Source organism: Paraburkholderia azotifigens (assembly GCF_007995085.1).
In the GTDB taxonomy this organism is placed as follows: Bacteria; Pseudomonadota; Gammaproteobacteria; order Burkholderiales; family Burkholderiaceae; genus Paraburkholderia; species Paraburkholderia azotifigens.
This window is the reverse complement of the sequence record NZ_VOQS01000003.1, coordinates 2,521,551-2,545,181: the sequence shown is the minus strand read 5'-3', so window position 1 is coordinate 2,545,181 and position 23,631 is coordinate 2,521,551. Positions and strand designations below refer to the sequence as shown.

Sequence of the window (23,631 nt, the reverse complement as noted above, 5' to 3'; positions counted from 1 at the left end):
CCCGCTTACGCCCGCTTACGTCCCGCTCATGCCGAGCTCATGCCGTTCTTGCGCGCCACGCAGCGAGCCCGCGTTTCGCCTGCTCGCGAATCGCGCCCTGCACGAACGGCGTCCAGCCGAGCAGCGCGCCCTTTGCGCCCAACGCCTGACTAGCCCAGCGCCACAGATCGAAACGGTCGCGGTGCTCGACGATCAAGCCGTCGCGGAACACGAAGCGCGCGTCGATCTGATTGACGACGGACCGGCCCGTCTGGCTGAACACATAACTCGCGACCCAATGCGCGCTGCCGTGTTCGTCGTCGGCCGTGACATGGCTGAACGCGAGCGTGAACTCCTGCGCGCGCGACACCAGCATGCGCCACATGTCGCTCACTTCGTCGCCGTGCAGCTCCGTGAAGACGGGATCGCTAAACGTGACGTCGGGCGCGTAGCACGCCGCCATCGTCTCGACATCGCGCCGCTGGAATGCTTCGTAGAATCGCTCGATCAATGCCGCATTGGGATGAGTCATGTCGTTCTTGTGCGCCCCGTTTTTACCTGCAATCGGCTGCCGCCGTAATAAAGTCCGATCAACGTCAATCAACGTCCGATCATGCCGCGCAATCCGGCACGCCGGCGCAACGCGCCGAAGCAACGCGCCGAAGCAACGTCAATGACATGCAGGCAAGGTACAACACGCTCGCGCGATCGCGCAATCGTTCAGTCGTGTCGCCGCATTACCCGGCCTCGGGATCCGAGCGATGGATCGCGATGCCTTCCATCGGGTCCGGCTCGGCGCGCCACGGCGCACGTTCGATCATCCGTTGCGCGTCGGCATAACCCGCGTCCCAGCGCCGGCGGATGCCATCCGTCGAAAAGTCGATGTCCTTGTGCAGATCGTCGCGACCGAAGCTCGGCGCATCGAGTTCGATCACCTGCATCGTCGTGCCGCAGCCCCAGTTCAGCAGCTCCTTGACAGCGGCCGACTCGCGCTCGTCGTCGGGCAGGTGCTTGCCGAGTTCGCGGATCACATGCCGCAGCCGGTGAATCTGCCGCTGCCGTTCGAGATGGCTCTCGGCGCGGCTCGAATACTGGATGTCGCGCTGACGGCTCATCGCCTCGTGTATCGAGGTAGGCTCGGCGCCATGCGCGGGCCACAGCTGCACGGTGAAGATCACGGAGCTATGCCGCGGCCGGTCGTCGAGGACGGCTTCGAGCGGCGTATTCGAATAGATGCCCCCGTCCCAGTATGCTTCGCCGTCGATTCGCACCGATGGAAAGCCCGGCGGAAACGCCGCCGACGCCATCACATGCCCGACGTCGAGCGGCTCGTCGCGGTTGGTGAAATAGCGCATCTGCCCGCTGCCCACGCCGACCGTGCCGACCGTGAGCCGCGTTTCCTTGCCGTTCAGATAGTCGAAGTCGATCAGCGCACCAAGCGTCTCGCGCAGCGGCTCGGTGTGATAGAACGCAGCCTGTTCGATGCCGACGGGCGTTTGCAGCGCGAGCCATGCATCGGCGCGCGGCGTGAAGAACGCGGGCAAGCCTTGCGACATGATCGACAGGTTGCGCAGCCATTGCTCGTAGCCGGGAATCCATGGGGCCCATGCGGTGGCAAGCGCGGCGGCAAGACTGGCGGGCAGTCCGAACGCGGCGCAACCGGGCGCGCAGGCCGCGAGCCAGTTCGGCGCCTGATAGCCCGTCCATGTCACGCGATCCCAGAACGTGCGCAAGCGCTCCATGCGCTCGGCAGGCCGGTTGCCCGCGATGATCGCGCCGTTGATCGCGCCAATCGACGTGCCGATCACCCAGTCCGGTTCGATCCCGGCGTCGTGCAGCGCTTCGAACACGCCCGCCTGATACGCGCCCAGCGCGCCGCCGCCTTGCAGCACGAGCACGACCTGCGCATCGATGTCGGGATGCGCGGCGGCGCGCGCGTCTTCTGCCTTGCGGGGCCGCGTGGACGCGCGCGAAGCCTGCGCGGAATGCGCCGCCGCGTGCACCGCAGTCTTCTTGACCATCGTGCTTCTCATCGTGCTTCTCCGTTGAGAAACGAAGCGTTCGACTGGAAACTTGCGGCGCGTGCCGAGGCGAAACCTCTGGCGAAACCACAGCCGCAAGCAGTCACACGATAGCGCACCTTTATTTCGCGCGCACTTCAAGGCACGCCGTTGCCGGTCAGTGCCGAGTCGCCCGCACGTACTGCCTGCTTACTTCGCGATGCGCAGAATGGCGGACGCGAGTTGCGCGTAGCACGGCTTGATGTCGTTGATCGTGGCCGCGTAGCCATACACGCCGACGGGCTGCTTCGAGTCGTAGCGGCGCTCGGGCCATCGGCGACGTTGGCGATGCATTTGAGAATGTCCTGGCCGACCTCGCCGCTGCCCGCGCCCTCTTCGTCAGCAACGACGGGCCGTAGCCGAGTGCGAACACGTAGATCCCTTCGGCGCGCGCCCTGGCCTCGATCACGGCGACATAGCGCTGCGGCTTCGACTGGTTCGGATCGAGTCCCGTTTGCCCCGCGACCGCGTAACGCGCGCCTTCGCGCACCGCTTATTGCATCGTCAGGTTCACCCACAGCGCGGCGCCGAGGTCCATGACCATGCACAGCAGAAAGAACAGCACGGGCGCGATCAGCGCGAATTCGATGGCCGCGACACCCGCCTGCAGGCGGCCGCTGCGCGCGCGGCCGCTGCGCCTGCGTGACGGCACGCGCGAACGAGCACGTGTGGTCGTCATCGTGTCGCTCCTGACGCCGGTTCAGTGCATGCCGCTCATCGTGGGCAGCAGCTGGTGCGCGACCTGCATCGCCGCGGGCCCGATCAGCACGATGATCAGCGTCGGGAAGATGCAGAACATCAGCGGAAACAGCAGCTTCAGCGCGATCTTCGCGGCCTGTTCCTCGGCACGCAGACGGCGCTTGGTGCGCAGCGCGTCGATGAACACGCGCAGCGAATCGCCGACGCTCGTGCCGAAACGGTCCGCCTGGATCAGCATCGACGTGAGGGTGTCGATGTCCTCGACGCCCGTGCGCAGCGCAAGATTGCGCAGTGCCTTCTCGCGCGCCGAGCCCGCGCGCAGTTCGAGCAGCATGAGTTCGAATTCTTCCTTGAGCGCGTGGCTCTTCACGCCGATCTCCTCGGCGACGCGCTGCATGGCCGCGTCCAGCCCAAGGCCCGCTTCGACGCACACCGTCATCAGATCGAGCGCGTCGGGCAGGTCTTCGAAGATCTTGCGCTGGCGCGCCTCGACGAGACGGGTCAGCACCACGTTCGGCAGATAGAAGCCGATCGCCGCCATCAAGAGCGTCGCCACCAGCAGGAATTTCTGCGCGTCCGGGCCTGCCAGCAGCGTGATGCCGACCAGCGCGAGCGCAGGCAGCACGAGCGCGAGCAGCGTCTTGGCGGCGAAGTAGATCGCCGTCGCGCCTTCGCTGCGCAGCCCCGCGTTCGCAAAGCGGCGCCGCAGCGCGGATTTGTCCCAGTCGTCCTTCGGCAGCGACAGCCGCGCGACGTGATGCGACACCTTCGCGACCGTTTCCATCCAGGCGGGGCTTTCTTCTGCGGCGGCGTCCGCTGCGTCCGGGATGCCCTGCACGCCTGCTGCCCCCAATGAAGCCGCCGCAATGCCGTCGATGCGCCGCTTCAGCGGATCGGGGCGCAGCAGCGACATCGCTTTCCACACTGCGCCGAACACGATCACGAACATCGCGGCCAGCACGAGAATCTGTTCGGTTTCCATGATTTCCCCGTTTTTTGCGTTGTGTGTGTTCGCGCGGCTACACGCGGATGCGCACGGTTCTGCGCAGCCACATCACGCCGAACGCCATCGTCGACAGCGCGGCGCCCGCGATCTTCTGGCCCGTCTCGTCTTCCCAGAACACCTTGCAGTAGCCGGGATTCAGCACCGACAGCGCGCCCAGCACGACGAACGGCAGCACGCCGAGTATCCACGCCGACAGCCGCCCTTCCGCCGACAGCACGCGCACCTTCGCGAGCAGCTTGAGCCGCTCGCGGATGATGCCCGCGATGTTGCCGAGAATTTCCGCAAGATTGCCGCCCGCCTCGCGCTGGATCAGCACGGCGATCACGAAGTAGCGCACGTCGTCGACGGGCACGCGGCTCACGAGGTTCATCAGCGCATCGTTCATCGCCACGCCGTAGTTGATCTCGTCGAACGCAATGCGGAATTCGCCGCCGAGCGGATTGGGCAACTCGTCGGCGACCATGCCGAGCGCGGCGGGAAACGAGTGGCCGGCGCGCAGCGCGCGGGCGATCAGATCGGCGGCATCGGGCAACTGGCGTTCGAGCTGCACGATGCGTTTCGCGCGCTTGCGCCGCAGATACAGGAGAGGCAGCAGCGCGAAACCGCACGCCACGGCCAGCGCGACGGCGAACGGCAGATGCATGCCGCCCATGCCGAACAGCAGCCCGCCGCACGCGGACGCCAGCGAATAGCCGACGAAGCGGCCCACCGACCACGACAGCCCGGACTGCTGCAGATACAGATCGAGCAGATGCACGCGCGGCATGCGCATCAGCATGCGCGTGAGCATCGGCGATTCGCTCAGGAGGCGCTGCTTGAGAATCGACATCTGCTCGCCGCCCACGTGGCCGCCCGCCGACATCGCGCGGATGCGCGCATCCAGCCGCTTGACGGCGGGGCCGTGCCGGCTGTTCCAGTACACATACACGCCCTCGATCAGCAGCACGACCGCAACGAAGCCGAGCACCGCGAAGGCCAGCAATGTCGTATCCATGTCCGTCTCCTTCAGCGTCGGTGAGCGTTCAGACTTCGTAGCGCCGCGCAGGATCGAACATCTGATCCGGCAGCGCGAGACCGAACGCGGCGAGGCGGTCAGCGAACTTGGGGCGCACGCCCGTCGCGCAGAAGTAGCCCTTCACCGTGCCGTCTTCGGCAACGCCCGTGCGCTTGAACGTGAAGATCTCCTGCATGTTGATGATCTCGCCTTCCATCCCCGTGATTTCCTGGATGCTCATCAGCTTGCGGCGGCCGTCCGACAGGCGCGAGGCCTGCACGACCACCGTGATCGCCGACGCGATCTGCTGACGCATCGCCTTGATGGGCATCGACAGGCCTGCCATGCCGACCATGTTTTCGAGGCGCGTCAGCGCGTCGCGCGGCGTGTTCGCGTGCAGCGTCGCCATCGATCCTTCGTGGCCCGTGTTCATCGCGTGCAGCATGTCGAGCGCTTCCGCGCCGCGCACTTCGCCGAGCACGATGCGGTCGGGCCGCATCCGCAGTGCGTTCCTCACCAGCGAGCGCTGCGAGATTTCGCCCTTGCCTTCGATGTTCGGCGGCCGCGTTTCGAGTCGCAGCACGTGTTCCTGACGCAGTTGCAGTTCCGCCGCGTCTTCGATCGTGACGATACGTTCGTCGCCGGGAATGAAACCCGACAGCAGATTGAGCATGGTCGTCTTGCCGCTGCCCGTGCCGCCCGAAATCAGCACGTTGAGCTTCGACTTGATCAGCGCTTCGAGCAGCTGCGCCATCGCGGGCGTGAAGGTCTGGTTCTTCACCATGTCGTCCACTTTCAGCGGATTCACGGCGAAGCGGCGAATCGACACCAGCGGCCCGTCGATCGCGGAAGGCGGAATGATCGCGTTGACGCGCGAACCGTCGGGCAGGCGCGCGTCGACCATCGGCGTCGACTCGTCGATGCGCCGTCCGACGCGCGACACGATGCGCTCGATGATCTTCATCAGATGCGCGTCGTCGAAGAACGTGATGTCGGTGTGTTCGAGCTTGCCGCGCCGCTCCACGTACACATGCTGCGACGTGTTGACGAGAATGTCCGACACGGTCGGATCGGCGAGCAGCGGCTCGAGCGGACCGAGGCCGAACATTTCGTCGTGCACGTCCTGCGAGAGCCGCCGCCGTTCGATCTCGTTCATCGGGATCTTGTCTTCGTCGACGATGCGCTCGACCAGCTGCGCGAGTTCGCGGCGGATCTGCTCGGGTGTGAGGCGCTGCAGCTTGTCGAGTTCGACGCGGTCGATGATCTTCTCGTGCACGTTCATCTTCAGCTGCTGATACGCGCGCCGCGCGGCGAGGCTCTCGACGGTGCCGCCTGCCGCTGCCGCGTCGGGCGCTGCCGTGCCGCTGTTCGAGCCGTTGTTCGACACACTCTGCAATCTCAGTTGATCGCGCAATGACATGATGAGAGTCCCCCGTTGCTGTGTTGTGGCGCGGTTCGTGATTGACCCGCTTATCGGCGCGCTCAGTGGCCCGTCTTCAGTTGCGGCACGTCGCGCGGCTTCGACGCGAACAGGCGCGCGAGACCGCCCTTCTTCTCTTTCTGCGGCGCCGGCGACAGCACGTGCGCGAAGGCCACGATGTCCTGCGCGAGCGCGCTGCCTTTGGCGACGCTGATGATGGGCAGCCCCTGATCGAGCGCCGCGCCCGCATGCCGGTCGTCGCGCGCGAAACGATGTGCGACGCTCATCCCGAAGCTCTGCTGGAACGCCTGCAGATCGACGGGTGCGTGCTTGTCGTACTGATTCACGAGCACGCTGACCTTGCTTGTCGCGTAGCCGAGTTCGTGAAAGATGTCTAGCATGCGGCGGCCCGCGCGCAGATACAGCACGCTCTGGCGCACCAGCATGCAGATGCGGTCGCTCTGGTCGAGCACGTGAATCGCGAGCGGATTGATGCCGAGGCCGAGATCGACGATCACGGCGTCGTACTGCGAGCGTGCGAGCGCGAGCACGCGTTCGAGCTGCGCGGGCCGCAGGTCGCCTGCGCGAATCGGGTCGCCTGCCCCCGCCAGCACGTCGAGGTCGTCGTTCACGTGCATCACGCAGGCGTCGAAGAACGCGTTGTCGAGCCGGTCGACCTGCGCGCACAGATCGGCGAGCGTCGCCGCGGGCGTCTGGTCGGCGACCAGCAGGCTCGCATCCGCGAACTGCTGGTTCGCGTCGACGAGCAGCACGCGCTTGCCGCGCTGCGTCGCAAGCGCATGCGCGACATTCATCGCGATGAAGGTCGTGCCCGTGCCGCCCTTGCACGACGTCAGCGAGACCACGCGCCCTTCGCGCCGCGCGCCCGCCGTCTTCTTGCTCCACACGTGCGACAGCTCGGCGGCGAACGCCTGCGCATCGAGCGGCCAGGGCAGCACGTGGCGCACCCCCGCGCGCATCGCCGCCATCAGCAGCGCCGTCGAGGGCGCGGGCGTCACCAGCATGCAGTTCAGCTGCGGCACGTGCGAAAGCGCCTCTTCGATCGACACCATGTCGTGCGGCTCGAGACCGACGTCGTCGACGATCAGCAGATCCGCCGTCTTGATGGCCGCCGCATGCGCGCGCAACTGCCGCACCGCGCCGTGCTGCACCCGCACTCGATGCGCGATGCCGCATCCTTCCAGCAACTGCTCGATTTTCTGCGAGCGGTCCGGACCCGATGAGATGAGGAGGATGTCGATCATGTTCAGTCTCCGCGTGCGGGGCTTGTCGTGGGTTGGGTCGGCTGCGGCGCGTGAGCGTCTTCGTCAGTGCGGCGCGTCCATCAGTTCGAGCCGGGCAGGCCGACCGCGAACACGTTGATGGGCGGCGGCGGCGACGTGAACGACTTCGCGTAGTTCTTCTGGATCGCCGAGGCCGTCACGCCGTCGACGCCCGCCACCGGGTCGGTGTTCATGCCGGCGTTCGGATTGAGCGTCTGCATTTCCTTCAGCTGCGTGATGGAACTGCCGAAGGTCGCGTCCCAGTGCGGCGTCGAGGTCAGGCAGCCCGCGAGCGTCAGGCTCGCTGCCGCGCACAGCGACGCGCGGATCAAGGTCTGGATGGTTTTCATGTCGGTCTCCAGGAGTTCGTCGGATGCGCGTCGCGCTTATTGGGTACGGCTGTTGTCGCCGGCTTCGCGGGCCTGCTGGGTGGCAGGCTGCGGGGCGGGAGTCTGTGCCGCTTCGGCGAGCGGCTGCGCGGTCACGCTCGCGGTCTGCACGGCTGCCGTATGCACGTCCGCCGGTTCGACCCGCGTGACGGGCTCGGTGCCGTCGCTGCCGTTGCCGCCGCCGGGGGCACGCGGCGTAGCGGGAGCGCGGATCGCGTCCGACACCGGCTGCGTGCGCTCGGGCGCCGGCACGGGCACGGGCGCCGTCGTGCCTTGCGATGTGATGACGGGCGTCAGCACCACGGGGGCAGCCGAACCGGTCGTCGCAATCGCACCGCCCTTGACGGGAATCGGCGACGGAATCGCATTGCCCGGCACCGCATTGGGCAACGCAGCACCCGTCGACGGCGCAGCGGGTGCGGCAGGCGCCTGCGGCTTCTTGCCTTCCATGTTGCCCGTGAAGAACACGCCCGCTTCCGTGACCTGGCCGAAGTGATCGGTCGGCAGCGGGTAGTTCTGCGGCAGCGGCTTCGCGAGGCGCGGCGTCACGACGAACACGAGTTCCGTCTTGTCTTCCTGGAAGTTCGTGCTGCGGAACAGCGCGCCGAGCACAGGCACTTCGCCGAGTCCCGGAAAGCCCTTGAGCGTGCCCGTCACGTTGCTCTTCATCAGGCCGCCGATCGCGAAGCTCTGGCCGTCATAAACCTGCAGCGTGGTCGACGCGCGGCGCGTCGTGATGAGGGGCAGCACGGCCGTCGTGTTGACGGTGCCCGCCGTCACGGCGACGCCCGTCGGCGACAGTTCCGACACTTCCGGTGACACCTTCAGGTTGATGCGGCCGTTGTCGAGCACGGTCGGCGTAAAGGTGAGGCCGACGCCGAACGTCTCTTCCTGCAGGATGATCGTCGAGCCCGCCGCGCCGTTGCTCTGCGGGACAGGGATGAACACCCTGCCGCCCGCGAGGAAGCTCGCTTCCTGGCCGCTGATGGCCATCAGGTTCGGCTCGGCGAGCACCTTGACGAGCTGGTCGGTCTTCTGCGCATCCAGCGCGAATTTGAGCGGGTTGGTGTTCGCCTTCGAGCCGATCAGCGCACCCATGCCGCCCGACAGGAAGTTGGCGAGCAGGCCGAAGGTCCAGCTGCCCGAGCCGCCCTGAATGTTCGCGGCCATGCCGAGCTGGTCGATCAGCGTCTTCGACACTTCGGCCACCTTCACTTCGAGCATCACCTGCTGCGGCGCGGCCACATGCATCATATTCACGATGCGCTCGTTGTTGCCGTTGCCCGATGCGCCTGCCGGCTTGAGCACGGCGGGGATCATCGCGCCTCCCTGTGCGCCGCCCGCGTTGGCGGGCGCGGCGACGGGCAGCGGCGCAGATGGACGCGCGACATACGCACGCGCCAGCTCGACGATGCGCTCGGCCTTCACCGAGTCGGACACGGTGCCCGTCAGCACGAGGGTGTCGGCGGCCGCCTTGACCTGCACACCCGTTTCTTCCGGCATCAGCACGGCGAGGGTCTGCTGCAGGCCGCCGGGATCGGCGCCTACCGAGACGTCGATGATCGTGCATGAGCCGCTGCGGCCCTGCACGATCATGTTGGTCGTGCCGACGTCGCTGCCGAGCAGATAGAGCGTTTGCGGCGACACGAGCATCGCCTGCACGATCGACGGATTGCCGACCGTGCGCGTCTTCACCGACTCGCGCACGTTGACCATCGTCGACTTGCCGACGGGAATCGTCACCGTCTGGTGATCGGCGATCGTGCCCGTGCAGTTCGGCCCCTTGCCGCCCTGCGCAGCACCCGCCGCACCCGCGGCGCCCGCCGGCACGGCGCCGCTCATGCCGATCGTCAGATGCACGGCGCCGCCGTTCGACGCCACGTTCATCGGCAGGGGCGCTTCCTGGCTCGCGGCCTGCGCGGCGGGCAGTGCCCACAGACACGCGCCCATCGCTGCGCAGACGCTCGCCTGAAGCAGACGCGCGCGGCGCGAGAAAGGTGCGGCGTGCGTGCCGATAAGCGTCGGCTGCGCGGCTTGCTGGGTGTCGCGCTTGCACCTGGCGTGCGCGCGCTGGCTATCTCTGGCGTTCATGTCCTTCCCCCGTATCGGTGCCGTGGTCTGGTCTCGTCACGGCTTGCGCTTGCGCGTCTGTGTCTCTACGTCTCTGTGTCTCTGCGTGCCGCTCAAAAACATTCCTGTCTGGCCTGCGATCCGTCGATCACGCTCACGCAGTTCGACGGCGCCCGCGCGACGACCTTGCGCACTGCGGGCTTCGGCGCGGGCGCGGGTGCGGCGGGCGGTGCGGCGACGGGAATCTTCAGCAGCGTGGCCTTGGTCGCGCCCGCCGTCGTCGCATCCTGCGGATCGACCTGATTGCGCAGCACGAGCGACAGCGAACCGATGCTGCGCGCGAGGTCGATCTTCTCGGCCTGCTCGGGCGTGACTTCGAGCGTGACGGCATCGACCACTTTCGGTTTGGTTTCGTCGCGGCCCGCTTCCTGTGCGACGGCGAGCACGAGGATCTTTTCGAGCACGATCTTCGAGATGTTCTGGTCGCGTCTCGACGCGCCGCCTTCCTTGCTGTCCTTCTCGGTGTTCACGAGAATGTCGACGTAGTTGCCCGGCAGCGCGAAGCCCGCGACGCCGATCACGTCGTTCACGCGCACCGTGATCGCGCGCTTGCCTTCGTTGATGACGGCCGACAGGCCGCCCAGCGTGCCGACGGGCGAGAGCTTCGCCTCGAGCACGGGCTCGCCGCGCGACAGGCTCGCCTTCAGCACGCGGCCTTCGAGCTTCTTCAAGTCGTTGAAGGTGCCGGGCGGCACGCTGCCCGCGGGCCAGTCGGACACCTTGAGCATGTCGGGCGAGACGCGCTGACCGAGACTCATGTCGGCCGATGCGATCACCACCTTGGTCGTCGATGTCGACGTCTGCTGCACCATCCAGCGCGCCGCGAACACCACGGCCGCAAGACCGGCCGCCGTCGCGACGAGCAGCATCACCAACGCGCGAGCGTTTTTCATGTCGTTCTCCTGACTCTCGCCGTCGGCGACGGCGTACTTAGGGATCGTGTTGCGGAAATGGCGCTTCAGTCCGTCAGACCGGGATCGCGAAACCGCGGGCCGTAGGCTTCTGCTTCGTCGCCCTCTGGCGCGTGCGGCGCCGCGGGCGTGAGAAACGCCCTGTCACGCTCACGGCGTTGCGCTTCGCGCTTCGCCACCTGCGCGACGATGAACTGCAGCAGCGCCCGTTCGCGTTGCCGGCGGCCCGCCGGCGTGAGCAGCGCGCGCTGGCGCAGATGGATTGCGGGATCGGCCGAATGGCGCAGATCCGGTGCCGCGTCCACGTAGTACGTTTCGGATGTTGCGTACGCTGTGGATGCGGCTTCCGTGATGCCGGCCTTGCTGGCGCCGCCGTTATCCGCCGATGCGGAACGGCTCCCCCGTGCGTTGGCCGTCGTGCGGCCTGAATCGTTCGTTTTCATCACTTCCCCCGTATCTGGCCGGCCTTCCTTCGAAGGCTCTTTCCAGGTGGACGACCCCGCGTCCACACCCCGTTGCTGACTTTGCTTCAAACCCTTCTGCGAAGGCTCGCTGCTATCTTTTTCACTGCGGCTGCGCTCTTGTGCTGCTTCGTCTTCTGCGTTGTCTTCTCGAGTGACGGCTGTCTTCGCCTGCTGTCCGCCGTTCGCCCGATGCTGTCCGTCCCTGTCGTGTCGACGTGTGTTGTCGTCCTGCCTTGATTCGCCTGCTGCCCCTCGTTGCCGCTTCCCCGTCGCTTCCTGTCGTTCCTGTGTCACACGCTCGCAAACAGCGAGAGCATCGTGCCGACCGCGATGGCCACCCCGTACGGCAGCGTGCCTGCCGTTGGCCGCCGCGTTCGCGTGCCCCGATCGCGTGATAGGTCGCCCGAAGGCATCGACACGTCGATCAGCGCCGCCGTCATGTTCTGCAGCCCGGCGCGCATCTGCCGATGCCGCAGCATCTCGACGAGCGCCCAGATGCCGCCGACCGCGCACACCGCCAGCGCTGCCTGGAACGCCCCCGCCCCGCCGCAAAAACATCCGACGGCCGCCATCAGCTTCACGTCGCCCGCACCCAGCATCCGCAACAGATAGCCGGGCAACAGCATCGCGAAACCCGTCAGCGCGCCGCCGACCCACAACAGCATCCCGCCCGACGCGCCATGCAGCGCGCACTGAACCACCGCTCCCACGCCCAGACCGATGACGACCAGCCAGTTCGGAATGCGCCGTGCGTGAAGGTCGTAGATGGCCGCTACCGCGACCAGCGCCAGCACACAGGGACCAACCGGAAAAGGCACGCCGTTCATCGAAAGCTCCGCTGGGTTGTAGAAGGTTCGCCGCCCTGCCATCAGCACGCATGCGCGAGGGCGACGGTTGTCAGTGATCAGATCTTCACTTCGGAACGGCCGACAGCTTGGTCTGGATCGTCGTGAAGACGTCGTTCAGGCTGCCGCCGATAGCGGTGACCGTCCCGACGATGGTCACAGCGATCAGGCCTGCAAGCAGACCGTATTCGATAGCCGACACACCGTCTTCTTCTCGTAGAAACTGCTGGATAGCGTTCTTCATCGTTTCCTCCGGTGAGGTACGGTTGTGAATTACTTGATCGCGGCCAGCTTCGTCGAGACCGTCGTGAAGACGGTGTTCAGGCTGGTGCCGACCGTGGTGACCGTGCCGACGATCGCCACTGCGATCAGCCCGGCCAGCAGGCCGTATTCGATCGCCGACACGCCGTCTTCTTCGCGCAGGAATTGTTGGATTGCTTGCTTCATGGTGTCCCCGTAGAGAGTGAGATGTCACATGGACATTGCGCCCCGTGCGCGCCGTCCGGCAAAACCCGTCCGTCTGGACGGGGTACGTCTGGCTTGTGCCGTCGAAGGTGGCGTCATGGTCGCGAATGGCCGTACGTCGTACGAACCATTCGCGCCACTTTCTGCCGACGTCCGCCCCCTTGGCTCCGCCGCCCCCACAGCCGCATCTGGCAAACCCCGGCCGCGACTGCGAAGTCCTGTGCCGCTGCCGGAGACTTCCTTTGGTCTTGCTTTCCGGCTGCAGCGTTTCGTGTGACAGCCATATCGCAACGGGTATGCCATGCGGGCTCAAACCCTTGTCGCGCCGTGATCCGTCCTCTCAGGACCGATGTTTTGACGCGGCTCGCGGCACGCGATGTTGCGAACCCGTAACGTGCTTTCGATGCGAAATCCGCGTGTTCGCTCGACCGCACAGGCGTGCGCAAACAGCCGGACATTCCCGCAACCCGGCTGGAGAGGCTTGTGAATGCGGAGTCCCGGTCAGAACGACCGGATGAGGAGCGCGCTCCCGGCATGCGCAGAAGCGAATGTCAAATGTGTCGCAGAGTTGAGACGCGCAAAGCCAGGACTCGAAAAATCCCGCTCAGCCTTGTGAAACAGGGCTTTTGGCGATTCAACGCGGCACCGGCATGGGCGACGCGGAGGCCATCCGGGATGGTTTTAAGCGATGGTAGAAATTGCTCGATGCGGCCCTCTGCATCCAGATTTACGCTTATACAAAGCCCCAACCCTTTCATTTATCTTTGTTTTCAATGCGGCATTCGTGCGACGATAGATTCGGCTTCGAATCATTGATTCACAGTACGAGCCGTACGACATTGCGGCGCAGATGACCCGCATGTAGAAAAAAAAACGAAAAACACGCCGGTTCGCCGTGACGAACCCTCAATAGACCAACTGTTTTGCCGTAGTACAAGGATCACTGGCCTTGAGGCATCATGAGCGATGCACAAGGGCAACGTCCAACCCGGGGGTAACATGAATTCCACTTGCACAACCGGCGCTTCCGACCGCACCGTGCTTTGTGTGGCATCGACGCCCGATGAAGCGCTCGCAGCCTTCCTCGCCGATGCCGGATGGCAAGTCGTGCACGCACGAACCACGGCTGTCGCCGAGAAGCTGCTCGATCGCGGCGACATCAAGGTCGGTCTCGTCACGCTGCCCGACGATGTCACGCAGCAGCAGCTGTCGGCGTTCGAAGCCTGCATGCGTCATGGCGAAGCGAACTGGATCGCGCAGATCGCGCCGGGCCACGCCACCGACGAACTCACCAGCCGCTTCATCCTCGATTACTGCTTCGACTTCGTCACCGCGCCCTGTCTGAACGACCGGCTGGTCTTCGCGCTCGGTCACGCGCACGGCCTGTCGAATCTGCGTCGCGCGAGCTTCCGGCCGCAGCCGTCGCTCGGCGCGCACGGCATGGTCGGCCATTGCGAGCCGATGCAAAAGCTGTATCGGCGGATCGAGAAATGCGCGCAGACGGAAGCGCCTGTCTTCATCGCGGGCGAATCGGGCACGGGCAAGGAGCTGACGGCACGCGCCGTGCACGACGGCTCGACGCGCGCGCAGCAGGCGTTCGTCGCCATCAATTGCGCGGCGATCCCGCCCACGCTGTTGCAGGCCGAACTGTTCGGCCATGAGCGCGGCGCCTTCACGGGCGCGTTGCAACGCAAGATCGGCCGGATCGAGCATGCGAACAGCGGCACACTGTTCCTCGACGAAATCGGCGACATGCCGCACGAATGCCAGGCCGTGCTGCTGCGTTTCCTGCAGGAAGGCACGATCGAGCGCCTCGGCGGCAACACGCCCATTCATGTCGACGTGCGCGTCATTTCAGCGACGCACGTGAATCTCGAAGCCGCCGTGAAGGACGGACGCTTCCGCGCCGACCTTTATCACCGGCTATGCGTGCTGCGCCTCGACGAGCCGCCGCTGCGCGAGCGCGGCGCCGACATCCGTTTGCTCGCCGACTATGCGCTCAGCATGTATCGCCAGGACGGCACGCACAAGATTCGCGGGTTCTCGAGCGGCGCGGTGGTCGCGCTGTCGAATTACGACTGGCCCGGCAACGTGCGCGAGCTGATCAACTGCGTGCGGCGCGCCGTCGTGATGGCAGAAGGCCGCTTCATCACGGAAGGCGATCTCGGCTTGCCGGAAGTGTCGAGCGTGCGCACGCGAACGCTCGCCGAAATTCGCACGCAGGCCGAAATCGAAGCGATCGAAGAAGCGTTGCGGCGGCACGGGCACAACCTGTCGGGCGCGGCGTCCGAACTCGGCGTATCGCGCGCGACGCTCTACCGGCTGATGAACGCCAACCGGATGAATCCCGACACCGCGCCGCCGCGCCCGGCACGGCGCACGGGCGGCGCGGACGGCCCATCCGGTTCGGGCAACCCGGAAGGCACGGACGACGACGACGCGCGCATACATCCGGGGCGCGCTATCGCGGCGGCATCGGCGGACTGAGTTTTTTTCCTGTCGCCCGACGCGGCGAGCCCCGCCGTTCAGCCTCACGCTGAACGGCGGCGCGCGTAATGTGTCCATTGCATTGTCGACCGCACTGCAATGGAGCCGACGCCGCTCATGTCCGACCACGCTTCCCTCGACGGCACGCGCGATCCGCCGCATGCCTTTCCCGCTCAGGCCAGCCCCTGCGACGATCTCGCGATCCGCGCGCGGACGGCCGATCGCCTTCCCTGCCGCCACAAGCGGCTTGCCCTCGCCGCGACGATCCTCGGTTCCAGCATGGCGTTCATCGACGGCTCCGTCGTCAACGTCGCGCTGCCGTCGATACAGACCGAACTCGGCGCGAGCGTCGCGGCGATGCAATGGGTCGTCAATGCGTACCTGCTGCTGCTCGGCTCGCTGGTGCTCGTCGGCGGCGCGATGGGCGACAAGCTCGGGCGGCGCACGGTGTTCATTGCGGGCATCGTGCTGTTCACGGCGGCATCGGCGGCGTGCGGACTCGCGCCGGCATCCGGCGCGCTGATCGCCGCGCGCGCCGCGCAGGGCGCGGGTGCCGCGCTGCTCGTGCCGAGCAGCCTTGCCATCATCGGTGCGGTGTTCGACGAGCGCGAGCGCGGCCGCGCGATCGGCACGTGGGCCGGTTTCGGTGCGATCACGTCGGCGCTCGGGCCTGTCGCGGGCGGCTGGCTCGTCGATGCGTTTTCATGGCGCGCGATCTTCTACCTGAACGTGCCCATCGCGGCGCTCACCGTTGCGCTCGCGTTGCCGTCCGTGCCCAATAGCCGTGATACGCATGCTTCGCAGCGGCTCGACTGGCTGGGCGCGCTGACGGCCGCAGCGGGACTCGGCGCGCTCACGTACGGACTCACGCTCGCGTCGTCGCATGGTTTCGACGATGAAACGGTGCTCGGCGCCATCGCCGGCGGGCTCGTGCTATGCGGCGCGTTCGTCGGGATCGAGGCGCGCAGCGCCGACCCGATGATGCCGCTCGATGTGTTTCATTCGCGAGATTTCAGCGGCGCGAACCTCGTCACGCTGCTGTTGTATTTCGGTCTCGGCGGCGCGCTGTTCTTCCTGCCGTTCACGCTGATCCGCGCTCACGGCTACACGGCGACGGAAGCGGGCGCGGCGCTGTTGCCCGTGCCCGTCGTGATCGGCGTGCTGTCGCGCTTCACGGGCGGCCTCGCCGCGCGCTACGGGCCGCGTGCGCTGCTGACGGCGGGCCCCGTGATCGCGGCAGGCGGCTTTGCGCTGCTCGCGCTGCCGGGCTGGCTCGACATGGACCGCGCGCACTACTGGACGAGCTACTTTCCCGCGCTCGCCGTGCTCGGCCTCGGCATGACGATCACCGTTGCGCCGCTGACGACCACGGTGATGACGTCCGTGACGGCTGCGCGCACGGGCGTCGCGTCCGGCATCAACAACGCGGTCGCGCGCATCGCGAGCCTGCTGGCCATCGCGGTGCTCGGCATCGTGTTCGTGTGGTCGCACGACGCGGCCTTGTCCGGGCGGCTCGCGCAACTGCATATTCCGACCGACCTGCATCGCGCCGGCCAGCTGCTCGCGCCGGATACGATGGCGGGCGCGCACGCCGTGCCCACGCGGATCGTCGATGCGCAATCCGATGCGATCGACGCGGGTCTGCGCGCCGTCGCGCTGGTGTCGGCGCTGTGTGCGCTGCTCGGCGCCGCCTGCGCGGCCGCGACGATACGCGCACCGCATCGCTGAACCCCGTCGCGGCGAGACCACATCGACACTTCGTGCAAGCCTGAAACATCGCGCGCATCGCGTCGCCGATACTGACCGTCACGCATCCCAACGAAGAAGGAAGCCCGACATGACGATCACCTGTTTCATCCGCTATCAGATCGATCCGTTCCAGCGCGACGCGTTCAGGCAATACGCCGCGAACTGGGGCGAAATCATCCCGCGCTGCGGCGGCCACCTGCTCGGCTATTTTCTGCCGCACGAAGGCACGAACGACATCGCGTGGGGCCTGATTGCGTTCGACAGCCTCGCGGCATACGAGGCGTATCGCGTGCGGCTGCGCACCGATCCTGCATCGGTCGAGAACTTCCGCATGGCGCAGGCGAAGCGCTTCATCCTGCGAGAAGAACGGACCTTCACGGAAGTCGTCGAAGGGACGCTCGGCAAGCCGGCGCAGGCTGCTCGCGGCTGAGCCGGCAACGGAACCCGTGCCCCGGCCTGCATTGCGCATTCGCACGAAAATGCGCGCAATGCTGGCCGGCGATGCGCATCGGATAGCCGGATTGCGCCCTTTGCGGAACTTATCGCGCGTTGCCGGGGTCGTTTTATTTTCAGTCGAATCGTGGTGGCTCCCGGCACCGCATCGCGTCAAGCCGTACGCGCATCGCCGCCGCCCACCGGCCCTTCATGCGCAAACTCTTCCTGATCTGCCTGCTCGCGCTCTTCTGCGCGCCCGCCTTCTCCGCCGTGACGGCCACGACCAGCGCGTCGGGCGCGTCCGCCACCACCGTCACGCTCACGCCCGACCAGGCCCGCCAGGCACTGCAGGTGCTCAACGACCCCAGGAAACGCGCGCAGATCGAAGACACGCTCAACGCGATCGCCGCCGCGGGCGTGCTCGCGACGCCTGCCGCGCCAGCCTCGGGCGCCTCGTCGGCAGCCGCCGCCGGCAGCGCATCGGCCGCCAGCGCGACAGCCGCGTTCAAGTCGAACGGGCTCGCGTCGCAGCTGGTACGCCAGGGCGCACGCGGGCTCAAGCAAGGCGGCATGACGCTCAAGCGCTCCATCGCGGTGCTGCTCGACACGGAGTCGGCGCGCTCCTGGTGGAACGTGCAGCTCTCCGATCCGCACGAACGCGCGAAGGTGTTTGGCGTGCTGCTCGCGCTGATCGGCACGCTGCTGCCCGCGATCGCGCTCGAATGGCTCGCGCGGCGTCTGCTTCGGCGTGCGCGCGCCGCGATCATTGCGCGCCGCGAAGCGCGCGAGGCACGCGACAAGGCCCGCGAAGCCGCCACAGCGATGACTGGCGCGCCTGCTACGGCCGCCGCAACGGCGAGCGCCGGGCCGGATGCCGCCGCTGCCGCCGCGGCGCCTGCACAGCCCGCCGTGTCGATGTCGACGCCGCCTTCGTCATCGGCCTCAACGGGCGCATCCGGGACGACATCCGGCAAGCCCGACAGCCAGCAGAAGGAAGCGCGCAGCAAGCGCCAGGCGCAGCATCACTGGACCACGCTGCAGCGTCTGCCGAGCGCGGCGCTGCAACTGGTCTTGCGGATGCTGCCGCTCGTCGTGTTCGTCGCCGCCGCGAGCGCGCTGATGTCGTTCTTCACGGACGACGGCACGACACAGGACGCGGCGCTCAACGGCCTGATCGACCTGTACGTGATCTGCCGCGCAATCGTGATCGCCGCGGGCTTCTTCCTGCAACCCGATGCGCCGGGACTGCGCCTGTTGCGTCTGCCCGATAGCTGGGCACTCTTCATGCAGCGCTGGGTGACCCGCGTGGTCAGCGTGATCGGCGCGGGTGGCGCGCTGATCGAGATCGCCACCGCGCTCGGCCTGAGCGACACGGCGCATCTGCCCCTCGTCAAGCTGCTCGCGCTGGTCGGGCACGTGATGGTGTCGATCATGATCCTGCAGTGCCGCGCGCCGATCTCGGCGCTGCTGCGCGAGCGCACCAGCGACTCATCGGTCGGATCGCACCGGCCCGTGACGATGCTCGCGCACGGCCTCATCGACATGTGGGCGTGGGTGGCCGTGTTCATCGTGATGGCGCTGTGGTTCGTATGGGCGCTCGACGTGCATAACGGCTATCGCACGCTGCTGCATCTCGGCGGCCTGTCGCTGGCCGTGCTGGTGGGCGCGCGCGTCGTGTCGATCGTGCTGTTCGGCGCACTCGGGCGGCTCTTCCGTGCCGAAGAGACCGACGAGAACCGCTCGCTGATCCATCAGCACGCATACCGCTACTATCCGCTGATCCGGCGCGTCGTCTCCGCGCTCGTGGTCGTCGTGAGCGCGCTCGTCCTGCTGCAGGTATGGGGCCTCGACGTATGGCAATTCTTCCGGCCCGGCGCGATCGGCCACCGGCTCACGTCGGCTTTCGTCACGATCTGCGTGGCGGCCGTGATTGCCCTGGTGGTGTGGGAAATCGCCAACGTGTCGGTCGAAAAGCGCCTCGCGCAGTGGACCAGTAACGGCGATCTCGTGCGCGCCGCGCGGCTGCGCACGCTGGTGCCGATGCTGCGCACGGCGCTATTCGTCGCGATCGCGCTGGTCGTCGTGCTGACGGGCCTGAGCGAGCTTGGCGTGAACACGGCGCCGCTGCTCGCGAGCGCGAGCATCTTCGGCGTCGCGCTCGGCTTCGGTTCGCAGAAGCTCGTGCAGGACTTCATCACGGGGATCTTCCTGCTGATGGAAAACGCGATGCAGGTTGGCGACTGGGTGACGCTCGCGGGCGTGTCCGGCACGGTCGAATATCTGTCGATCCGCACCGTGCGCCTGCGCGGCGGCGACGGGTCGCTCTTCACCGTGCCGTTCAGTTCTGTATCGACCGTGAACAATACGAACCGCGGACTCGGCAATGCGGCCGTGCGCGTCAGCATTGCGTACGGCCAGGACGTCGATCTCGCGATCGCCACGCTGAAGGAAATCGGCGCGTCGCTGCGCGAGGACGATCAGTTCAAGGCGGGCATCCTGTCGGACTTCAGCTTCTGGGGCGTCGACGCCGTCGACGGCGCGGCCGTCACGCTCGCGGGTCAGATCCAGTGCCGCGACACGGCGCGCTGGCCCGTGCAGCGCGAATTCAACCGGCGCATCTTCGATCAGTTCCGCGCGCAGGGCATCGAGATCGCGAATCCGCAGCGCAGCATGCTTGTTTCATCGAATCCGGCCCGCGGCAATGCGACGCGCGACACCGGCGACGACGAACTCGAAGGGCCGCCGCGTCCCGCGAATGCGCAAGAAGGCGCGCAGCCGGACAAGCCTGCGCCGAAGGCGGCACGTCACTAGGCGTCCGGCGTCGCACGCGATGACGACGAATGCTCGATGCCCAGCAGCCGTGCATCGAGCAGACCGGCGAGCGCCTCGCCGCCCTGCTGCATCACGTAGTCGTGGTTCCATTTGAAGAACGGGCGCGCGAGCGGCGCAACGAAGTTCATCCAGCCGCGCCTGGTACGCACGCGCCATTCGTAGCGCACCACCGTCACGTCGTCGCGCGTCGAGAACTGCCAGCGCCCCGTCCCCTCGACATCGCCGCACGCCTCGCCTTCCAGCACGGCAAGCGGCTCGATGCGCGTCACGCGCATGTCGAACGCGACGCGGTACGGCAAGCGCCCTTTCCACGTATAGCGATGCAACGCGCCGACGCCGTCGCTCGCGCCCGGCTCCACTTCGACCACGCGTTCGACGCACGTCCACCATTGCGGCCAGCGAGCGGGATCGTGGATCGCGTCCCACACCGCCTGCAACGGCGCGTCGACGCGCCAGATCGTCGTGAAGCGATATTCGTCCGGGTGCACGGCATGTCTCCGTTTGCGCTTATGTCTTTATAGTTTTTCGCGCTCACCTGCGTCAAACGCTTCGGGAACCCCGCCTCGCCCGCACTATGCCGATGTGAACCGCTCGGTCTCGAACTGCGTCGGCGGAATGCCGAACCCGGCAATCACGTTCTGCGCGTCGCTGACGAGTGCAGGCGGCCCGCACACATAGACGTCAGGCCGGATATCCGTTGCCGCTAACGCTGCGCGCAACGCTTGCGTGGGCGTGCCGTGAAATCCTGTCCAGTCCCGTTGCGGCTTCCACACGCAACACTCGACCTTCAATTGCGGCAGTTGCGCCGTCAGCGAATCGAACTCGTCCCGCAGAACCAGTTCGTCTTCGCAGGTCACGCCGAAAAAGAGCCGTGCGGGCTGTGTCTCCTGGAACTCGGCCATCCTGCGCAGCATCGACAATATCGGCGCCACGCCCGTGCCGCCCGCGACGAACCAGCGTTCGCGCAGACTGTCGTCGCGGATACCGAATGCGCCTACGGGACCGCGCACCGTCAAGGCGTCGCCGGGCTTTGCCCGTTCGCGCAGAAAGCTCGAGAAGCGGCCGCCCGGCTGCAGCCGGATCAGGAACTCGAGCCGCCCGTCCCAGTTGCTCGTGTTGGCGAGCGAGAACGGCCGCCTGTCGTCGCTGCCGGGAATCTCGATCTCCATGAACTGGCCCGGTTCGAACTCGGCGGCGCAAGCGCCGTCGGCATCGGCCTGGATCTGCAGTTCCAGACGCATCGTGTTCTGCGCGATCGTCTCGAGCGCAACGATCGATGTCGAACGGCGCGGCACGGACTGCTGCAACACTCTCGTCTGGTCGTAGGGCAGCGCGATGCGCAGATCGCTGCGCGGCGTCGTGCTGCACATCAGCACCGCGCCTTCATTCGCGGGCAGCGCGCCTGCGTCGTGATCTTTTGCGTGGTATTGGCCTTGCGTCACGGTCGCGCGGCACGCGCCGCAGCTGCCCTTCCTGCACTGCGCCGGCAACGTGAGACTGGCGTTGGCGGCGGCTGTGAGCAGATCCTGATCGGGCGCGCAGTCGAAACTGAATTGCCGATCGTCCCGGGTGGTGAGCTCGATGTGATAAGTCATGGATCAGTCGATGAAGATGCGGGCGCGCACAGGCGCCCGGCAATCGATGGCAACGGATGAACGTCAGGCCGCCTTGCGCGCAAGCGAGGCCGCGATGTCGGCGCGTGCATCGCCAATGGGCTGGATGCCGAACTGCTCGACCAGAATGTTCAGGATGTTCGGCGTCAGGAACGCGGGAAGCGTCGGTCCGAGACGGATGTTCCTGATGCCGAGTGCCAGCAGCGTCAGCAGCACGGCGGCCGCTTTCTGCTCGAACCACGACACGACCAGCGACAGCGGCAGATCGTTGACACCGCATCTGAACGCGTCGGCGAGCGTGACGGCGATCTGGATGGCCGAATATGTGTCGTTGCACTGGCCGATATCGAGCAGACGCGGAATGCCGCCGATGTCGCCGAACTCATGCTGATTGAAGCGGTACTTGTTGCAGCCAAGCGTCATCACGACGGTATCGTCGGGCGCCTGCACGGCGAAGTCGGTGTAGTAGTTGCGTCCCGGCGCCGCGCCGTCGCAACCGCCGATCAGGAAAAAATGGCGGATAGACCCGGCTTTCACGGCTTCGACGACCTTGTCCGCGACACCGAGCACCGCATGACGCCCGAAGCCGACCGTGATGGTTTTTTCTTCGGCGGTTTCCCTGAAGCCAGGCAACGCCCTGGCCGCCTGAATGAGCACCGCGAAGTCGTGGTTCTGCAGATGACGCACGCCCGGCCAACCGACAGGCCCCGTCGTGAAAATGCGCTGACGGTACTGCGGAGCGGGCTCGATCAGACAGTTGGACGTCATCAGGACAGGACCGGGGAAATGCGCGAAATCGCTCTGCTGATCCTGCCACGCGCCGCCATAGTTGCCGGCAAGATGCGGATACGCCTTGAGCGCCGGATACGCGTGCGCCGGCAGCATTTCTCCGTGCGTATAGATCTGAATGCCCGTGCCCGCCGTCTGCTCCAGCAACGCATGCAGATCGCCGAGGTCGTGTCCCGAGACGAGAATCGCCTTGCCCGCCACGGGGGTGACGCGCACCGTGCCCGGCTGCTGCGCGCCGAAGCGGCCCGTGTTGGCTTCGTCGAGCAGTTCCATCACCTTGAGGTTCAAGTGTCCGAGTTGCAACGCGTGACCAAGCAAGGCGTTCACATCGGCAGGATCGGCGGCGAGGAACACCAGTGCGGCTTCGATGCCCGCGTAAATCTCTTCGCTTTCCTGGCCGAGCACCTGCGCGTGATGCGCGTATGCGCACACACCCTTCAGGCCATAGACGATCAGCGCGCGCAGGCCGACCACGTCGGCGCCCACCTGTTCGATGCCCGCATCGATGCCGACGCTTTGCGCCTGCGCCAGCAGACCCGCGAGATCGCCCGCCGGCTGCCACGCGGCAGGACCGGCCGCCCACGGAAGCGCACCGCCCGTTGTGCCGGCGTGCGCTTCGCATTTGGCCTGAAGCCTGTCGCGAAGTGCGGCGGCTTCCTTCAGCATCGCGACGAAGCGGCTTGCATTGAAGTTCACGTTGGTCAGTGTCGTGAACATCGCGTACAGCATGAAGCGGTCGGCCTCGCGATCCGCCGCGCCCGCCGGGCGCAACATGGCATTGCACTGCGCGATTCCCTTGACGGCATGCACGAGCAGATCCTGCAGATCGGCTGTCGTCGCATCCTTGCCGCAATTGCCCTTTGCCGAGGCGCATCCAGGCTGCGCACCCGTGCGATCCGTTTGCTCACACTGATAACAGAACACTTTTCTCTCCGTTTCAACCGTTGATGGGTCAGCGATGTCTTCCGCTTTATGAAGATGCATATTACTTACCCATTTGGGCTGCAACGGCCGCGACATCACCGCATCTTGATATGGATCACCGAATGCAGAATCACGGTACCTGTATGCGGTTTTGTCG

Annotated in this window: 22 protein-coding genes; 4 read left to right on the top strand and 18 right to left on the bottom strand. The window is 66.4% G+C overall.

Annotated elements, in window-relative coordinates; genetic code table 11:
- Positions 1-37 precede the first annotated feature (37 nt).
- The 15 genes from FRZ40_RS28655 to FRZ40_RS28590 form a co-directional block, all read right to left on the bottom strand.
- Complete coding sequence (locus tag FRZ40_RS28655; protein WP_147236352.1) at positions 38-511, bottom strand: nuclear transport factor 2 family protein; 474 nt, start codon at positions 509-511, stop codon at positions 38-40.
- A gap of 205 nt (positions 512-716) precedes the next feature.
- Positions 717-2,000: a patatin-like phospholipase family protein gene (locus FRZ40_RS28650; protein WP_147236828.1), complete on the bottom strand. Its 1,284-nt coding sequence runs from the start codon at positions 1,998-2,000 to the stop codon at positions 717-719.
- 189 nt (positions 2,001-2,189) lie between these two features.
- Positions 2,190-2,333: a hypothetical protein gene (locus FRZ40_RS45190; protein ID WP_167528675.1), complete on the bottom strand. Its 144-nt coding sequence runs from the start codon at positions 2,331-2,333 to the stop codon at positions 2,190-2,192.
- A 199-nt stretch (positions 2,334-2,532) separates the two neighbouring features.
- Positions 2,533-2,718: a TadE/TadG family type IV pilus assembly protein gene (locus FRZ40_RS45185; protein ID WP_167528722.1), complete on the bottom strand. Its 186-nt coding sequence runs from the start codon at positions 2,716-2,718 to the stop codon at positions 2,533-2,535.
- Positions 2,719-2,739: 21 nt separating this feature from the next.
- Positions 2,740-3,720, bottom strand: a complete 981-nt coding sequence (locus tag FRZ40_RS28640; protein WP_147236351.1) for a type II secretion system F family protein — start codon at positions 3,718-3,720, stop codon at positions 2,740-2,742.
- Positions 3,721-3,757: 37 nt separating this feature from the next.
- Complete coding sequence (locus tag FRZ40_RS28635) at positions 3,758-4,738, bottom strand: type II secretion system F family protein (RefSeq protein WP_028366443.1); 981 nt, start codon at positions 4,736-4,738, stop codon at positions 3,758-3,760.
- A 28-nt stretch (positions 4,739-4,766) separates the two neighbouring features.
- Positions 4,767-6,158, bottom strand: a complete 1,392-nt coding sequence (locus tag FRZ40_RS28630) for a TadA family conjugal transfer-associated ATPase (RefSeq protein ID WP_147236350.1) — start codon at positions 6,156-6,158, stop codon at positions 4,767-4,769.
- A 62-nt stretch (positions 6,159-6,220) separates the two neighbouring features.
- A complete protein-coding gene (locus FRZ40_RS28625) occupies positions 6,221-7,423 on the bottom strand; it encodes a CpaE/TadZ family protein (protein ID WP_147236349.1) in 1,203 nt (400 codons plus the stop codon).
- Between the two features lie 80 nt (positions 7,424-7,503).
- Positions 7,504-7,791 carry a hypothetical protein gene (locus FRZ40_RS28620; RefSeq protein WP_028366446.1) on the bottom strand — a complete coding sequence of 96 codons (288 nt, stop codon included), beginning with the start codon at positions 7,789-7,791 and terminating at the stop codon, positions 7,504-7,506.
- A 36-nt stretch (positions 7,792-7,827) separates the two neighbouring features.
- Positions 7,828-9,921 (bottom strand): type II and III secretion system protein family protein, encoded by a 2,094-nt coding sequence (locus tag FRZ40_RS28615; protein ID WP_028366447.1) that lies wholly within the window; start codon positions 9,919-9,921, stop codon positions 7,828-7,830.
- A gap of 92 nt (positions 9,922-10,013) precedes the next feature.
- Positions 10,014-10,853, bottom strand: a complete 840-nt coding sequence (cpaB, locus tag FRZ40_RS28610) for a Flp pilus assembly protein CpaB (protein ID WP_028366448.1) — start codon at positions 10,851-10,853, stop codon at positions 10,014-10,016.
- 65 nt (positions 10,854-10,918) lie between these two features.
- Positions 10,919-11,314, bottom strand: coding sequence for a hypothetical protein (locus FRZ40_RS28605; protein WP_051446348.1), 396 nt, complete (start codon positions 11,312-11,314; stop codon positions 10,919-10,921).
- 311 nt (positions 11,315-11,625) lie between these two features.
- Entirely contained in the window at positions 11,626-12,162 is a 537-nt protein-coding gene (locus FRZ40_RS28600; protein ID WP_147236348.1) for an A24 family peptidase, read from the bottom strand.
- An 85-nt stretch (positions 12,163-12,247) separates the two neighbouring features.
- A complete protein-coding gene (locus FRZ40_RS28595; protein WP_147236347.1) occupies positions 12,248-12,424 on the bottom strand; it encodes a Flp family type IVb pilin in 177 nt (58 codons plus the stop codon).
- Positions 12,425-12,453: 29 nt separating this feature from the next.
- Positions 12,454-12,627 (bottom strand): Flp family type IVb pilin, encoded by a 174-nt coding sequence (locus tag FRZ40_RS28590; RefSeq protein WP_028366451.1) that lies wholly within the window; start codon positions 12,625-12,627, stop codon positions 12,454-12,456.
- A 1,017-nt stretch (positions 12,628-13,644) separates the two neighbouring features.
- Here FRZ40_RS28590 and FRZ40_RS28585 point away from each other — a divergent pair.
- The 4 genes from FRZ40_RS28585 to FRZ40_RS28570 all read left to right on the top strand — a co-directional run bounded on the left by FRZ40_RS28585 (position 13,645) and on the right by FRZ40_RS28570 (position 20,127).
- Positions 13,645-15,132 carry a sigma-54 dependent transcriptional regulator gene (locus FRZ40_RS28585; protein WP_028366452.1) on the top strand — a complete coding sequence of 496 codons (1,488 nt, stop codon included), beginning with the start codon at positions 13,645-13,647 and terminating at the stop codon, positions 15,130-15,132.
- Positions 15,133-15,249: 117 nt separating this feature from the next.
- Positions 15,250-16,860 (top strand): MFS transporter, encoded by a 1,611-nt coding sequence (locus FRZ40_RS28580; protein WP_147236346.1) that lies wholly within the window; start codon positions 15,250-15,252, stop codon positions 16,858-16,860.
- Between the two features lie 109 nt (positions 16,861-16,969).
- A complete protein-coding gene (locus FRZ40_RS28575) occupies positions 16,970-17,311 on the top strand; it encodes an NIPSNAP family protein (protein ID WP_147236344.1) in 342 nt (113 codons plus the stop codon).
- A 215-nt stretch (positions 17,312-17,526) separates the two neighbouring features.
- Complete coding sequence (locus tag FRZ40_RS28570) at positions 17,527-20,127, top strand: mechanosensitive ion channel family protein (RefSeq protein WP_147236343.1); 2,601 nt, start codon at positions 17,527-17,529, stop codon at positions 20,125-20,127.
- Here the strand turns inward: FRZ40_RS28570 and FRZ40_RS28565 are convergent.
- The 3 genes from FRZ40_RS28565 to hcp all read right to left on the bottom strand — a co-directional run bounded on the left by FRZ40_RS28565 (position 20,124) and on the right by hcp (position 23,474).
- Positions 20,124-20,636, bottom strand: coding sequence for an SRPBCC family protein (locus tag FRZ40_RS28565; protein ID WP_028366456.1), 513 nt, complete (start codon positions 20,634-20,636; stop codon positions 20,124-20,126). The two genes, FRZ40_RS28570 and FRZ40_RS28565, sit on opposite strands and share 4 nt — an antisense overlap.
- An 84-nt stretch (positions 20,637-20,720) precedes the next feature.
- Positions 20,721-21,743 (bottom strand): 2Fe-2S iron-sulfur cluster-binding protein, encoded by a 1,023-nt coding sequence (locus FRZ40_RS28560; RefSeq protein ID WP_147236342.1) that lies wholly within the window; start codon positions 21,741-21,743, stop codon positions 20,721-20,723.
- Positions 21,744-21,806: 63 nt separating this feature from the next.
- Positions 21,807-23,474, bottom strand: coding sequence for a hydroxylamine reductase (gene hcp, locus FRZ40_RS28555; protein ID WP_147236341.1), 1,668 nt, complete (start codon positions 23,472-23,474; stop codon positions 21,807-21,809).
- Positions 23,475-23,631: the final 157 nt, after the last annotated feature.

What these genes read in the sequence shown, in the direction of transcription:
- FRZ40_RS45190 (WP_167528675.1), bottom strand. Translation starts at nt 2,333, where the DNA reads ATGCATCGCCAACGTCGCCGATGGCCCGAGCGCCGCTACGACTCGAAG.
- FRZ40_RS28650 (WP_147236828.1), bottom strand. Translation starts at nt 2,000, where the DNA reads ATGGTCAAGAAGACTGCGGTGCACGCGGCGGCGCATTCCGCGCAGGCT.
- FRZ40_RS28605 (WP_051446348.1), bottom strand. Translation starts at nt 11,314, where the DNA reads ATGAAAACGAACGATTCAGGCCGCACGACGGCCAACGCACGGGGGAGC.
- FRZ40_RS28590 (WP_028366451.1), bottom strand. Translation starts at nt 12,627, where the DNA reads ATGAAGCAAGCAATCCAACAATTCCTGCGCGAAGAAGACGGCGTGTCG.
- FRZ40_RS28635 (WP_028366443.1), bottom strand. Translation starts at nt 4,738, where the DNA reads ATGGATACGACATTGCTGGCCTTCGCGGTGCTCGGCTTCGTTGCGGTC.
- FRZ40_RS28585 (WP_028366452.1), top strand. Translation starts at nt 13,645, where the DNA reads ATGAATTCCACTTGCACAACCGGCGCTTCCGACCGCACCGTGCTTTGT.
- FRZ40_RS28570 (WP_147236343.1), top strand. Translation starts at nt 17,527, where the DNA reads ATGCGCAAACTCTTCCTGATCTGCCTGCTCGCGCTCTTCTGCGCGCCC.
- FRZ40_RS28655 (WP_147236352.1), bottom strand. Translation starts at nt 511, where the DNA reads ATGACTCATCCCAATGCGGCATTGATCGAGCGATTCTACGAAGCATTC.
- FRZ40_RS28600 (WP_147236348.1), bottom strand. Translation starts at nt 12,162, where the DNA reads ATGAACGGCGTGCCTTTTCCGGTTGGTCCCTGTGTGCTGGCGCTGGTC.
- FRZ40_RS28560 (WP_147236342.1), bottom strand. Translation starts at nt 21,743, where the DNA reads ATGACTTATCACATCGAGCTCACCACCCGGGACGATCGGCAATTCAGT.
- FRZ40_RS28620 (WP_028366446.1), bottom strand. Translation starts at nt 7,791, where the DNA reads ATGAAAACCATCCAGACCTTGATCCGCGCGTCGCTGTGCGCGGCAGCG.
- FRZ40_RS28640 (WP_147236351.1), bottom strand. Translation starts at nt 3,720, where the DNA reads ATGGAAACCGAACAGATTCTCGTGCTGGCCGCGATGTTCGTGATCGTG.
- FRZ40_RS28595 (WP_147236347.1), bottom strand. Translation starts at nt 12,424, where the DNA reads ATGAAGAACGCTATCCAGCAGTTTCTACGAGAAGAAGACGGTGTGTCG.
- FRZ40_RS45185 (WP_167528722.1), bottom strand. Translation starts at nt 2,718, where the DNA reads ATGACGACCACACGTGCTCGTTCGCGCGTGCCGTCACGCAGGCGCAGC.
- FRZ40_RS28580 (WP_147236346.1), top strand. Translation starts at nt 15,250, where the DNA reads ATGTCCGACCACGCTTCCCTCGACGGCACGCGCGATCCGCCGCATGCC.
- FRZ40_RS28615 (WP_028366447.1), bottom strand. Translation starts at nt 9,921, where the DNA reads ATGAACGCCAGAGATAGCCAGCGCGCGCACGCCAGGTGCAAGCGCGAC.
- FRZ40_RS28575 (WP_147236344.1), top strand. Translation starts at nt 16,970, where the DNA reads ATGACGATCACCTGTTTCATCCGCTATCAGATCGATCCGTTCCAGCGC.
- FRZ40_RS28630 (WP_147236350.1), bottom strand. Translation starts at nt 6,158, where the DNA reads ATGTCATTGCGCGATCAACTGAGATTGCAGAGTGTGTCGAACAACGGC.
- FRZ40_RS28625 (WP_147236349.1), bottom strand. Translation starts at nt 7,423, where the DNA reads ATGATCGACATCCTCCTCATCTCATCGGGTCCGGACCGCTCGCAGAAA.
- cpaB (WP_028366448.1), bottom strand. Translation starts at nt 10,853, where the DNA reads ATGAAAAACGCTCGCGCGTTGGTGATGCTGCTCGTCGCGACGGCGGCC.